Origin of the sequence: Pseudoalteromonas sp. DL-6, assembly GCF_004328665.1 — a bacterium.
Taxonomy (GTDB): Bacteria; Pseudomonadota; Gammaproteobacteria; order Enterobacterales; family Alteromonadaceae; genus Pseudoalteromonas.
In genome coordinates this window covers 1,414,502-1,427,180 of record NZ_CP019770.1, presented here as the reverse complement: position 1 = coordinate 1,427,180, position 12,679 = coordinate 1,414,502, and the positions used below count along the sequence as shown (strand labels likewise).

Here is a 12,679-nt window from a genome sequence, read left to right as displayed (position 1 = left end):
TCGTTAGTTATAAAAAAAGCCTTGCTACTTTTTAAGTAACAAGGCTTTTTTATTGTCTATAAGCTATCAAAGTATTAAGGGTTTAACGCCTTGAATTTTGACATTAAGCTCACACCTGCTTTATTCACGCTATGGCTAAGTCCTATTGCAAACTTATCACTTAGCCCTTTTTTAATTTTGTATTGCACCTTGTATATTTGATGCTGATGTTGCTGCTCTAATAAGGCATCATCACTGGTTTTAATGGTATCAACTAACCCTTTCTCAATAGCTTGTGTTGCAAACCAGTGCTCACCTGTGGCCACTAAATCCATATTCAAACTTGGGCGCTGCGTGCTAACAAAGGTTTTAAATAACACATGGGTTTGCTCTATCTCTTCGCGGAATTTTTCGCGGGCTTTATCTGTATTTTCACCAAAGAGTGTGAGTGTACGTTTAAATTCGCCCGCCGTAATTTGTTCAAAATCTACGTCATTCTTCTTTAAAATTTTATTAAAGTTTGGAATTTGTGCAATCACACCGATAGAGCCAACAATTGCAAACGGTGCGGCAATAATATGATCTGCGACACAAGCCATCATATAACCACCACTGGCGGCGACTTTGTCTATCGATACTGTTAACTCAATACCAGCTGACTTAAACCGCTGTAGTTGTGATGCAGCTAACCCATAACCATGTACCACGCCACCACCGCTTTCAAGACGAACTAGCACTTTATCTTTTTTAGGGTCCGCGATTGAAATAATCGCAGTCACTTCTTCGCGTAAACTTTCTACTTCATGCGCATCCATACTACCATTAAAATCAATAACGTAGAGTCGTGATTTAGGGGCTTCTTTTTCAGCTTTTTTTTGCTCTAGTTTTTGTTGCTTTTGGTAGGCTTTTAACTCTTTTTTACCTAGCGTATTATTTAAAAAGCTTTCTTTTATATTGGTAAGTTGCTCTGATAAGTCATCTATTTCTATCTCACCTTTTTTTGCTTTTGGCTTAACAGCCGAGCTTACAATTAAGGTCAAAATGACAGCGATAGCAATAACAAAGGTAATGGTTTTAGCAAAAAACAAACCGTACTCGTATAAAAATTCCAACTGTGTTCTCCATTTATAAATTTCAGCCAATTTAGCATGCTTTAAAATAAAAAAAAGCCACAATACAGTGTAATGCCGATCAGTTAAGAATATTTTTGATCGGTTGACTGATCTTTTTAACGCTTTCAAAATCCGATATCTGTCTCTGGTATCGGATTTTTTTATGCGCTTTGAAAATGAATTAGCGGTCGCTTTTAACTCTTGTGGTAGTTTTCATACATTCGAAAAATATGCTGAGCTACTTTCCCCTCAACTTATTCAGCAAGGCTTTGAACAAGCTGGTGTGGCTACCATTCGTAAAAGAAGATTGCCGCTTGAAACGGTTCTGTGGTCAATTATCGGCATGTCTTTATATCGTCAGAAATCGGTTTGGGATATTGCAACACAAATGGACATTATGTTGCCCGATAAGAAACCATTGGTCGCGCCCAGTGCGTTGGTTCAGGCAAGACAGAGGTTGGGGGAAGACGCTGTCCGAGAGGTGTTTCGCGTGATGGCAAAGCATAGCTATGAGTCTAATCAATTTGAAACCTGGGCTGGATTAAATTTGCTGGCTGTTGATGGTGTTGTCTGGCGAACGGCTGATACGCAGGAAAATCATGAAGTGTTTGAGACACAGAGTAATCAACATAGAGAGAATACTTATCCTCAGATCCGTATGGTTTGCCACATGGAAATCACCAGCCATCAACTTATCAATAGCGCCTTCTCGGGTTACCGCACCAATGAAATGAAGTTGGCCGAGGAGTTGGTAAGCACGACTCCAAATCATTCTTTAACGCTGTTTGATAAGGGGTATTACTCTCTTGGTCTGCTAAATCGTTGGCATCAAGCAGGTGAGCAAAGACACTGGATGATACCCGCGAAAAAAGACCTTCAGTATGAGGTGCTACGTAGCTTTAGCAAACAGGACCAGCATATACGTTTAACCAGCACACCACAGGCAAGGAAGAAATTCACTGACTTGCCTGAATACGTCGAAGCAAGATTAGTCACGAAAACGATAAAAGGGAAAACGTATCGAATGTTATCGTCAATGGTAGACCCAATGCGATTTCCAGGTGATGAGATGGTTGAATTATATCGATACCGATGGGAAATTGAGTTGGGCTACCGCGAGATGAAGCAATCACTTCTTAACAGCGAATATACGCTAAGAAGTAAACGCCCAGATATGATTAGGCAAGAACTATGGGGCGTACTGCTGTGCTATAACTTAATCAGGCAAGGAATGACGGCAGCAGCAGGGAAATTAGGAGGTGTGTTACCCAATCAACTCAGTTTTACCAGCTGTTCAATGGCTATTACACACTTCTTCGTTACTGTATCGTTGAGCAGTCCAGGCAATATTCCTAAAGCATACAATGCCTTACTCACGAAAATGAGCTTCTTCTTGTTACCAGAAAGGCGAGAAGACAGGAGCTACCCAAGATGGGTAAAACCAAAGCCAAAGAAGTATCCGACTAAAAAGAAAAATGCCAGTCAGCTTAACTGACTGGCATTACACTATACAGTGGCTTTTAGTACTTAATTGAATGGTTGATTATTAATTCGTCACAATCTCAGTGTTTTGCACCATTAAAAGGCGACCTCTTGAAGCTAGGTAAGTAGCAACCTGCAATTGCATTTCAGCATTCGCAGCTGCACTACCCGCAACTGTAGACGACTCACCTTCATCTTGTGCTGGTGTTAATATTGACCCATGATGACCTTGAGTAAACTTAACTAAATAGCTAGAGCCCATTTCTGTTGGCGCTTGACTGGTACTCACCGTGTCTAACCCCATAAAGTTAGCCAAAGGGACAGTACCTGCAATTGGGTTATTGGCAGTCATCGGCGGAATAACTTGATCAGGCTTGTTATTATCTGTGCCATCACCTACCACTACGTTCATGTAAACAGGTGTTTCTAGTGCTTTTACCGTAGCAGCGTAGTTAGTAGGGTCGCCACTGTCTAATGCTGTTTGAGCTGCAAATACAAACTGCGTCATCACGCCTTTAATATTAGCAAGCTTATCAGTTTCGCCGGCCATCGTTAGTGCTTTTGCAAACTCAGTAAAGCCACATGAGATACTTGCTTGCGTTTGCGCTGACTCACCACAGTTAGAAACAGCGGGGCCATCTCTGAATGCCTTAAACTCTATCGATTCAGCAGTACCTGCTTGAGAAAGTACAGAGCCTTGAATAAATGGACCAAATGCTGCTGATTCTAACAAGAAGCTGGCAATACCGCCGCCGCCACTTGCTAATGCTACAGCGTTAACCTTAAATAATGGATCTACTTGATCGGCCAATGGGCTATTAGCTTGTGCAATAAATGCAGGTGCTACAATTGAGCCCAGTGAATGGCCAATATAAGATACATCGGTATAACTGAGTGAACTATCACCGCTGAATCTTAAGCTTAAGCGTAAACCAAGTAAGTCAGCACTTGACTGACGCAAGCTATCTCTAGCTACCAATAACGAATTCAAGTTCATGTAACTAAGTACAGAGCCTTTTCCAGAAGTTGCATTAAAGTCATCATTACCGTCTAAATCAACGTCTACACCACGCTCGCCATGACGAGGATGGTCAATTGCAACTGTGGCAAAGCCTTGCAGTGAAAGCTGCGCCGTTAGTGTTAACATGCTTTCTTTTTGTGTGGTTATACCGTGTTGCATAATCACTACTGGCCAACCACCTGCTGGCATAGCAGTAAATGGCTCTAAACCTAAACCTGTACGGTATGCATTAACAACCGGTAAAATCGGCTTAGTAATTTGCACTGGCACATTAGCCATGCTCTGCACTTTGGGAAGTGAATTATATTTAGTTAAGTGTTTAGTGCTATCAAGCCCTAAATCACGAAGCTGTCCATCACTCAAAGCAGCACACATTGCATCGTTAGTGCTAATAGGATCGGTTGGGAACGCTTCACCAGCTTGCGCTTTATAGCCTAAAATAGCGACAGCACTATCACACATACCTTGCCAGTAAGTATCGTTTAAATCACTGATCTCTTTACCTTCAGGCGTGCCTAAATACATAGGTAATTGAATGCTGCCTTTTTGATACTGTGCAGCTTGGAACACGTCAGGTACAGTCACTCCCTGCAATGCAAAAGCTTGTTGTACGTTAGCCATAGGCTGAGTTGGAATTTGCAACGCAGGGGTTGGAATTGTTGGCTCTGTTAAGCTTGCTGCTAAAATCTTTTTAATCGTGCCAAGCACTGGTCCTGCTGATTGCATTGTCATAGCAGCAGAAAAAATAATATCGTCTTTTGTAATATCACCAGAGCTTACTACTACGTTTTCATAACTATTCACAGCTCCTTGCAGCGCAAGTTGTGATGGCGTTACTAAAGGCGCTTCTTGTTTAACAGTGGCATATGTTGAAGATGGTTCAATTGCACGCCCTTCTGAATCTTTTAGCCCAGTCGTTAATACATTAATATATGAGCTACCTGCTTTAAATGGTTTAAGTGGAATAATGGCCACCGCATCGCCTGAAGCTTGGGTCACAAAATCAACACCAAAGGTTAATTCGCCCACTAATTTACATGCAGCACCGGCTGGTGCTTGTGAACATTCGGCATCTGTTAAGCTTGCACCCATTATAACTTCAAAAATACGAACAGAACCTGGGGTGCCCGCTGATGTAGCATCTAGGCTTACATTAGGTGGAAAAGTTAAATCAATTTTAAATGGAACTTGGGTAGACCAACCATCAAGCGCGCCTAAGGCTAACTGTGGATCGGCATATGCTGCGCGAGGGATTGAAACGTTTTCGTCATTTAATTCCCCAGGAATATTCAATGTGCCATCGCGCGTACCGCTCATTAATAAGTCATTAGGAACCGAAATTACACCATTAGCAGGGTCAAATTTTACCGTAGCTTTTGGAATAACTGTAACCGAGTCATTTTTTACATCTTCTAACGTTTCTCCGCCGCCACAGCCTGCTAGAGCAGCTGCAACAGAGAGCGAGAGTAGCATTTTTTTCATATTGTTCTCCGCACAAATCTTATTTTTATAGTGTGTTTATAGTCAGTGTAATTAAGTTAAAACAATGTAACCAGTATATTAATGAGACATTAGACCAGTTAAACTTAACGTAAAGTTTCTAGTTTCGCCACCTATATTTGCAATAAATTCGATTACTTGTCGATTTGCTATGTTAAAATCAAAAAAAATCTAAACATTGGTACTTTTATGCATACCTATCAAGCAACTGAAAACGCACTCAAAGACAAAGTGATTTTGATCACAGGCGCAGGTGATGGTATTGGCCGTGTCGCAGCTATTTCCTATGCTAAACATGGTGCAACCGTTATTTTATTAGGAAAAACAACTAATAAACTAGAATGTGTATATGACGAAATCGTCAATGCAGGCTACCCACAGCCAGCTATTGTGCCTATGGACTTAAAAGGTGCAACCAAGCAGAACTATCGTGATTTAGCCGCAACTATCGAAAGTCAGTTTGGTCGCTTAGATGGGTTATTAAATAATGCGGGTATTTTAGGTACTTTAGGCCCATTGGAACATTTTTGTTCATCAACATTTGAAAACGTCATGAAAGTAAACGTGACGGCACAAGCCATGATCACAAAAGCATTGTTTCCTGTTATGCGCAAATCAAAGAGTGCCTCAGTGGTATTTACTTCTTCGGGTGTTGGTCGTAAAGGAAGAGAGTTTTGGGGACCATACGCTATTTCTAAATTTGCGGTAGAAGGTATGATGCAAACGTGGGCGTGTGAAGTCGAAAAAACGCCAATTCGTGTTAACTGTATCAACCCAGGCGCAACGCGTACATCAATGCGAGCAAGTGCTTTCCCGGGCGAAGACCGAGATTTACTTGCGACTCCTGAAGATCTAATGCCAACATACCTGTATTTAATGAGCGATGACTCAAAAGATATCAATGGCCAATCTTTGGATGCACAAGCTAAAAAATAACGCTTAGTTATTTAAATATGTTAAAAAGCCGCTATTAAAGCGGCTTTTTGTTTTTCATAATGATTTAACCAAAATCTCGCTTACTTGCGTTTAGTCGGTTTTACACGTTGGTTGTGCTTTTTAACTGCTTTACGAATTTGATTTATTTTCGCGCGCTTATCTTTACGCTTTTCAGGGATAACCGACAGCTTAGTTTGCGTTTCTTTACCAAGTTTAACTGTTTTACGTAAATAGTTAACCGTATCCAAATCGTACTCAATCCAGCCACCCTGTGGTACACGCTTATCAAGCTCTAATTTACCGTAACGAATACGAATAAGACGTGATACTTCCACATCTTGTGATTGCCATAAACGACGAACTTCACGGTTACGACCTTCGTTAAGTGTTACGTTGTACCAACGGTTAATGCCTTCACCGCCCATAGGCTTAATACCGGTAAATTTAGCCGGACCATCTTCAAGCTCTACACCACGAAGTAAGTTTTTCATTGCTTCGTCAGTCACTTCACCAAATACACGTGCTGAATATTCGCGTTCAACCTCGTAACTTGGGTGCATTAAACGATTTGCTAATTCACCGTCATTGGTAAAAAGCATCAGCCCTGACGTATTAACATCTAATCGCCCTACTGCTATCCAACGATCGCCATCAATGCGAGGCAAACGGTCGAAAACCGTTCGGCGACCTTCTGGATCTTTACGGGTACTTAGTTCGCCTTCAGGCTTGTTGTACATAATTACACGACAAATTCTGTCTGCTTTTTCTTCAATTTTAACAGTGTGACCGTCAACACGGATTAAATCGGTTTCTTCAACCCTGTCACCTAATTTTGCCACTTTACCATTTACACTCACGCGATTAGCGTCGATGTATTTTTCCATTTCACGTCGTGAACCTACCCCTGCACGGGCTAGGACTTTTTGTAACTTTTCACCTTGTATACTCATTCGGATGGTTCTCTCACAGAAGGATCACTTAATAACTGGGTAATTTTACTTTGCTGTTGCTCTGGCAATGCGGGTAAATCATGAAGTCCCGTTATCGAAAAATAATCTAAAAATTGTTTAGTCGTTGCATAAAGTGCCGGTTTACCGGGTACTTCTTTATGCCCAACTACTTTAACCCACTCTCTTTCAAGCAGCGTTTTAATAATATTTGAGCCAGTTGCTACGCCCCGCACTTGCTCAATTTCACCACGGGTAATGGGTTGCTTATAGGCAATTAGCGACAGGGTTTCGAGTAAGGCTCGAGAGTACTTAGGGGCACGTTCTTGCCATAAATTACTCAACCATGGGCTTAAACTACTACACGCTTGAAAACGATAACCACTGCCTACCTCAACTAAACGTATTCCACGCGTTTGATAGTGAACTTGAATGGCCTCTACAGCATCATTAATGCGCGCCATAGAAATTGCTAAGTCGTTTAAAACCGTGTCCTTAAGATGACGTTTTGATACGGGCTTATCTGCCACAAAAATCGCCGCTTCAATGATTTCAATTAATTGTTCATCACTAATTCGCCGACCTACCATAATCACTCTTAAGTTAATAAAAACACACAGCCATCTATTATGACAGAACAACCGCAAACTAGGAAAACATATTGTGTAAATAACTCAATAATGGATGAAACATACGCTATTAGAGCACCATTAAAATATTAAATACCCACAGTTTGTATTAAACAAAGATGCACTCTAACTTTTAGCAACTTCACTCTTTTTACTTCAGCAAAACATTATAATTTCAGCGCAAAAAGCCCAGCATAGGCTGGGCTTCAGTCAGTGCATCTAACACTTAAATTTAGATTGCAGCGTTTTGGTAACGCTTAACGAAGTCAGTAACGTTTTGGCCATTACACTTTAATGTGTTTAGGTTACCAATTTGCTTACGTACTGGTTGTAAGCCTTGCTTTAATGCAGTTATACATAACTGTGTTTCTTGATGTGTATCTTTTGCAAATACTTCAACTTTTGATGCTGCAGGTTGTACTGCAGTTTGCGCTTTTGCAATATCGCGAATGTCTTGACCGTTACATAGGATACTTTTTGAATAACGAGATAAGTATATACCATGCTTTGCTGCCATTTTACGTGCAGCTGAAAAACCTTCATTGGCGCTTACTACACATAAGTTTGACTCTAATTTGTTGTCTTTGCTGTAATACGCATTGCTTTGTGCAGAAGCGGTAACAGAAACAAAAAGAGAGGCAGCTAAAAGTAATTGAGTTTTCATCAGGTAGTCCTATTTGAACGAGTTAAACAAACGATTTTTGCGCATTATATAGACAACTTTTAACATATCAATTGAATATTTTATTTATTTTATTATTTAATATCGCATTTACAATGTTTAAACATTAAGCAGTAATTGATCAACATTTGTGCAGTTATTTTCTCATTTCAGTCATGTTATGTCGCTCTAAATGCTGATACAATTTAGCCAATAATGAAAATAAATTTGAAGGTAAACTTTATGAAAGTGATTTCTTTTAATATCAACGGCCTGCGTGCTCGCCTCCATCAGTTACAAGCTATTATTGATAAACACCAGCCAGATATTATTGGTCTTCAAGAGATCAAGGTGCACAATGAAGCGTTTCCGCTAGACGATGTACAAAAGATGGGTTACCACGTTTATTTTCATGGGCAAAAAGCGCATTACGGTGTGGCAATGTTATGCAAAAAAGAGCCTAAATCGGTATTAAAAGGGTTCACTACCGACACCGATGAGTCGCAAAAGCGCATGATCAGTGTCACTGTAGAACAAGAAAATGGCCGTGACCTGCATGTAATGAATGGTTATTTCCCTCAAGGCGACAACATTAATCACGAAACCAAGTTCCCGTACAAGCGTCAATTTTATCAAGATTTAATGACTCACTTAAATAGCCATTTCACCCCTGATCAAGATGTAATTGTCATGGGAGACATAAATATCTCACCAACCGATTTAGATATTGGTATTGGCGAGGTAAACGCAAAACGTTGGTTAAAAACGGGGAAATGTTCATTTCAACCCGTTGAACGCGAGTGGCTTGCTACCCTATTAAACTGGGGTTTCAAAGACACCTTCAGAGAACAAAATCCAGAAACTAACGACCAATACTCTTGGTTTGACTATCGTTCAAAAGGGTTTGTTGATAACCGCGGCCTTCGAATTGATGTGGTACTGGCAACGCACGACTTAGCAGCTCGCTGTATCGACACTGGTATAGATTACGAATTACGTGCTATTGATAAACCGTCAGATCATGCGCCTATTTGGTCAGAGTTTAATTAACGATTATGTTGAGCGCGCAATTACAAGGGTTACTGTGGGTTGTTGTCATCGTTATCGGCTTTTTAAGCATTAACAAATCAACATACAGTCACTTATTTAATACCCCAGCAAGACAAACAGGTGTATTTGCTTGTGCGCTGGTGCTCGCTTTCTTATGGCGTATCAAGGCCGGTATTTTGCCCGGTCTCGACTTGCATATATTAGGTATAACCGCGGTTACTCTAACACTAGGGTGGCGCCTTGCTATTTTAAGTTGTGCACTGGCAACAGCGCTTTTAACTGCTTTTGGACAAATAACACTAGAATTAGTGGCATTAAAACTCATTATTAGTGCCTTTATACCGGTGTTATTCACCTATTTAGTTTTTATTGTCTGTTATCACTATTTAGCACGGCATTTTTTTATCTATATATTTGTTTGTAGCTTTTTAACGGCAGGTGTTGTTGCCTGCGTTAACATTATACTCGGTGGTGCTTTTTATTATGCAATAGGTGAATACAGTTGGCATGAGCTGAGCGAGAATTATATTTACCTAAGTCCTATTTTGGCCTTTCCTGAAGCTATGCTAAACGGTATGGCAATCACTGTACTGATCACCTATCGCCCACATTGGGTAAAAACTTTTTTTGATAAGGACTATTTAGGCTCATGAGTCTTCATTACCATTGCCCTATTTGTAAACAGCCACTAGCGCTCGATGATAAAACATTACGATGCGATAATAAGCACAGCTTCGATTTTGCCAAAGAAGGCTACGTAAACTTACTCCCTGTGCAGAACAAAAATTCTAAACAGCCTGGCGATTCGTTAGAAATGGTACAGGCTAGGCGCTCATTTTTAGAACAAGGTTATTATGGCTTTTTACAAACGGCTTTAGCCAATATCGTTAAGCCACTTAATGCCGAAATAGTGATTGATTTGGGGTGTGGTGAAGGGTTTTATACTCATGCCATTGCTAACAGCAGCCAAGCTAACGTATATGGTGTTGATATATCAAAGTCGGCAGTAAAGTATGCTGCAAAACGTTACAAACAATGCCATTTTAGCGTTGCTTCAATCAGCCAAGCGCCTTTTGATGATCAGCTTGCTGACGTATTAGTTAGTGTATTTGCGCCTTTATTTGACAGTGAACTTGCGCGTCTGATTAAAAATAACGGTCGCTTAATTGTGGCAAGCCCAGGCCCAACTCACTTGAAAGAACTAAAAGATTATATTTATAGCAACGTAAACGAACACACTGAAATAGCAGCACCTGCGGGCTTTGAAAATACATCGCAACAATTAATCACAGAGCAGGTATCGCTTACATTTAACGATGTTAAAAACTTAATTATGATGACACCATTTGCGTGGAAGTTCAGGCCAGAACATTGGCAAGCACTTGAGCAAAAACAACAGCATAGCGTCACCTTGTCATTTTATGTCACGCAATTTACTAAAACTGCTCTTTAGTAAACGTTTTATCCATTTTATCGAACATATCTTTTAGTAATTCGGCAAGCTCCAAATAGCGGGGCTTGTTTTTCCCCATTTGCGCGTCATAACCGTTAGCAACCATTTTTGCAAATAACTCGTTATACCATTGCAGCATAGCGGGCTCTAATTCAGTTTGTGCACGTTTACCCAACCATAAAAGCCCTTGCAATGGCAACGAGATAAAAAACAGACTACTGGCAATCGCTTGGGGCAGAAAATCCGAGCCTAAGTAATTAATCTGAAAAAACAGGGTCAGCATGGCTAATATTGGCATTACTGTAATCGCAAGCTCAGTGGCTCTGATCACTTTAAATTCTGCAAATAATGGCGCAACCTCTTTACGCATTGGCCACGTTTTAGCATAAGAACGCCCTAATTGAACTTGCGACATCACACTTTTTTGCATTAATAAATCCTCACCGTCACGGTTTGTAACACTTCAACAAACGTAATACCTATAAAAGTGTAACACAATTATAGCTGCTTTCACTTTATCGGTAAAAATGCTTAATTTCATAAGTAAAACTCACAAAAAGCATAAATTATCGAAAGAATTTCACAAAGCCCTTTCAATAAAGTCAACTACACTTTAGTCTACACTCATTTGAGCCTACAGGGCTTATACATCAACCAAGTGTACTGATTAATACTTAAATGGAAAATGAATCTATGCCAACACTCCTAAATAATCCAAACCATGTTTTGGTACTCAATTGTGGAAGCTCAAGTCTGAAGTTTGCGATTATTGATGCAAGCACAGGAAACGACATTATTTCAGGTTTAGCTGAGCGCCTAGGTGATGATGCTCCCTCAATCAAATATAAGTTCAAGGGAGAAAAAACCACTATCAAGCTTGCTGCTAATCAAGCACATGCTCATGCAATTGATACGCTGGTTGATTTAATAAAAGATCACAACCTAGACGAGCAATTAGTGGCAGTGGGTCATCGTGTAGTTCATGGCGGCGAGCATTTTACCCAATCTGTGTTAATCGACGAAAACGTCATTTCAGGTATTACCCAAGCAGCCACATTAGCTCCTTTACATGGCCATGCTAATTTACTGGGTATTTCATCTGCACAAGCATCATTTAAAGATTTACCACAAATAGCCGTGTTTGATACGGCATTTCATCAGACCATGGATGAAGTTGCTTATCTATATGCCCTTCCTTATAAGCTTTATAAAGACTTTGGGGTTAGGCGCTATGGATTTCATGGCACCAGCCATTTTTATGTGGCGGGTCAAACCGCTAAAATGTTGTCTTTACCTGTTGAAGAAAGTAACTTTATTAGCGCCCACTTAGGTAATGGTTGCTCTGTGTGTGCGATTAAAAACGGAAAAAGTGTCGATACCAGTATGGGCTTAACCCCACTTGAAGGACTAGTTATGGGTACGCGTTGTGGCGACATTGACCCAGGCTTGTTTAACTTTTTAACCACACAGCTTGATTACACTGCGCAGCAAATTGATGACCTGCTAAATCAAAAGAGTGGCTTATTAGGAATAAGCGAGTTATCAAACGATTGCCGTACTATTGAAGAGGCTGCTATTGCTGGCAACTCGCAAGCCATGCTGGCACTTAATATGTTTTGCTACCGCTTAGCAAAACAAATAGCCGCCTATATGGTACCGCTACAAAAATTAGATGCAGTTATTTTTACCGGTGGGATTGGCGAGAATTCCGATATCATTCGAGAAAAAGTACTCACACAGTTAGCCTTTTTAGGTATCAATTTAGACCCTCAAGCAAACCTTGATGCACGGTTTGGCCAAGCTGGATTAATTAGTACCACCAATTCAACAAGCAAAGCGGTGGTTATGCCAACCAACGAAGAATGGGTTATTGCACTTGATGCCGCAAACATCAGCAAGGAGTTATAAT

12 protein-coding genes are annotated in these 12,679 nt (G+C 40.4%); 6 read left to right on the top strand and 6 right to left on the bottom strand.

Annotated elements, in window-relative coordinates:
* Window positions 1-74: 74 nt before the first annotated feature.
* A complete protein-coding gene (gene sohB, locus B1F84_RS06615; protein WP_131690936.1) occupies window positions 75-1,091 on the bottom strand; it encodes a protease SohB in 1,017 nt (338 codons plus the stop codon).
* A gap of 163 nt (window positions 1,092-1,254) precedes the next feature.
* On the opposite strand from sohB, the gene B1F84_RS06610 reads away from it, so the two are divergent.
* On the top strand, window positions 1,255-2,586 hold the full coding sequence (locus B1F84_RS06610) for an IS4 family transposase (RefSeq protein ID WP_131690935.1): 1,332 nt from the start codon (window positions 1,255-1,257) through the stop codon (window positions 2,584-2,586).
* A gap of 51 nt (window positions 2,587-2,637) precedes the next feature.
* Here the strand turns inward: B1F84_RS06610 and B1F84_RS06605 are convergent, their stop codons facing one another.
* Window positions 2,638-5,076 (bottom strand): VolA/Pla-1 family phospholipase, encoded by a 2,439-nt coding sequence (locus B1F84_RS06605; protein ID WP_131690934.1) that lies wholly within the window; start codon window positions 5,074-5,076, stop codon window positions 2,638-2,640.
* Between the two features lie 207 nt (window positions 5,077-5,283).
* Here B1F84_RS06605 and B1F84_RS06600 point away from each other — a divergent pair, with 207 nt between their 5' ends.
* Window positions 5,284-6,030 carry a YciK family oxidoreductase gene (locus tag B1F84_RS06600; RefSeq protein ID WP_131690933.1) on the top strand — a complete coding sequence of 249 codons (747 nt, stop codon included), beginning with the start codon at window positions 5,284-5,286 and terminating at the stop codon, window positions 6,028-6,030.
* An 80-nt stretch (window positions 6,031-6,110) separates the two neighbouring features.
* Here B1F84_RS06600 and rluB read toward each other — a convergent pair whose 3' ends face one another.
* The 3 genes from rluB to B1F84_RS06585 all read right to left on the bottom strand — a co-directional run bounded on the left by rluB (window position 6,111) and on the right by B1F84_RS06585 (window position 8,270).
* Window positions 6,111-6,980 carry a 23S rRNA pseudouridine(2605) synthase RluB gene (rluB, locus tag B1F84_RS06595; protein WP_131690932.1) on the bottom strand — a complete coding sequence of 290 codons (870 nt, stop codon included), beginning with the start codon at window positions 6,978-6,980 and terminating at the stop codon, window positions 6,111-6,113.
* Entirely contained in the window at window positions 6,977-7,567 is a 591-nt protein-coding gene (gene scpB, locus B1F84_RS06590) for an SMC-Scp complex subunit ScpB (RefSeq protein WP_076920115.1), read from the bottom strand. The genes rluB and scpB overlap by 4 nt, the downstream gene beginning before the upstream one ends.
* A 271-nt stretch (window positions 7,568-7,838) precedes the next feature.
* Window positions 7,839-8,270 (bottom strand): exonuclease III, encoded by a 432-nt coding sequence (locus tag B1F84_RS06585; protein ID WP_076920114.1) that lies wholly within the window; start codon window positions 8,268-8,270, stop codon window positions 7,839-7,841.
* A 240-nt stretch (window positions 8,271-8,510) separates the two neighbouring features.
* On the opposite strand from B1F84_RS06585, the gene xthA reads away from it, so the two are divergent.
* Genes xthA through rlmA form a run of 3 tightly spaced genes read left to right on the top strand, consistent with a single transcriptional unit; the run spans window position 8,511 to window position 10,770 of the window.
* A complete protein-coding gene (gene xthA, locus B1F84_RS06580; protein WP_131690931.1) occupies window positions 8,511-9,317 on the top strand; it encodes an exodeoxyribonuclease III in 807 nt (268 codons plus the stop codon).
* A gap of 5 nt (window positions 9,318-9,322) precedes the next feature.
* Window positions 9,323-9,970, top strand: coding sequence for an energy-coupling factor ABC transporter permease (locus B1F84_RS06575; protein WP_131690930.1), 648 nt, complete (start codon window positions 9,323-9,325; stop codon window positions 9,968-9,970).
* Complete coding sequence (gene rlmA / locus B1F84_RS06570; protein WP_131690929.1) at window positions 9,967-10,770, top strand: 23S rRNA (guanine(745)-N(1))-methyltransferase; 804 nt, start codon at window positions 9,967-9,969, stop codon at window positions 10,768-10,770. The genes B1F84_RS06575 and rlmA overlap by 4 nt, the downstream gene beginning before the upstream one ends.
* Here the strand turns inward: rlmA and yfbV are convergent.
* Complete coding sequence (gene yfbV, locus B1F84_RS06565; RefSeq protein ID WP_008110007.1) at window positions 10,754-11,200, bottom strand: terminus macrodomain insulation protein YfbV; 447 nt, start codon at window positions 11,198-11,200, stop codon at window positions 10,754-10,756. The genes rlmA and yfbV overlap by 17 nt on opposite strands.
* 263 nt (window positions 11,201-11,463) lie before the next feature.
* Between yfbV and B1F84_RS06560 the strand changes: the two genes are divergently transcribed.
* Complete coding sequence (locus tag B1F84_RS06560) at window positions 11,464-12,678, top strand: acetate kinase (protein ID WP_131690928.1); 1,215 nt, start codon at window positions 11,464-11,466, stop codon at window positions 12,676-12,678.
* Window position 12,679: the final 1 nt, after the last annotated feature.

What these genes read in the sequence shown, in the direction of transcription:
- B1F84_RS06610 (WP_131690935.1), top strand. Translation starts at nt 1,255, where the DNA reads ATGCGCTTTGAAAATGAATTAGCGGTCGCTTTTAACTCTTGTGGTAGT.
- B1F84_RS06605 (WP_131690934.1), bottom strand. Translation starts at nt 5,076, where the DNA reads ATGAAAAAAATGCTACTCTCGCTCTCTGTTGCAGCTGCTCTAGCAGGC.
- B1F84_RS06600 (WP_131690933.1), top strand. Translation starts at nt 5,284, where the DNA reads ATGCATACCTATCAAGCAACTGAAAACGCACTCAAAGACAAAGTGATT.
- rluB (WP_131690932.1), bottom strand. Translation starts at nt 6,980, where the DNA reads ATGAGTATACAAGGTGAAAAGTTACAAAAAGTCCTAGCCCGTGCAGGG.
- scpB (WP_076920115.1), bottom strand. Translation starts at nt 7,567, where the DNA reads ATGGTAGGTCGGCGAATTAGTGATGAACAATTAATTGAAATCATTGAA.
- B1F84_RS06585 (WP_076920114.1), bottom strand. Translation starts at nt 8,270, where the DNA reads ATGAAAACTCAATTACTTTTAGCTGCCTCTCTTTTTGTTTCTGTTACC.
- xthA (WP_131690931.1), top strand. Translation starts at nt 8,511, where the DNA reads ATGAAAGTGATTTCTTTTAATATCAACGGCCTGCGTGCTCGCCTCCAT.
- B1F84_RS06575 (WP_131690930.1), top strand. Translation starts at nt 9,323, where the DNA reads ATGTTGAGCGCGCAATTACAAGGGTTACTGTGGGTTGTTGTCATCGTT.
- rlmA (WP_131690929.1), top strand. Translation starts at nt 9,967, where the DNA reads ATGAGTCTTCATTACCATTGCCCTATTTGTAAACAGCCACTAGCGCTC.
- yfbV (WP_008110007.1), bottom strand. Translation starts at nt 11,200, where the DNA reads ATGCAAAAAAGTGTGATGTCGCAAGTTCAATTAGGGCGTTCTTATGCT.
- B1F84_RS06560 (WP_131690928.1), top strand. Translation starts at nt 11,464, where the DNA reads ATGCCAACACTCCTAAATAATCCAAACCATGTTTTGGTACTCAATTGT.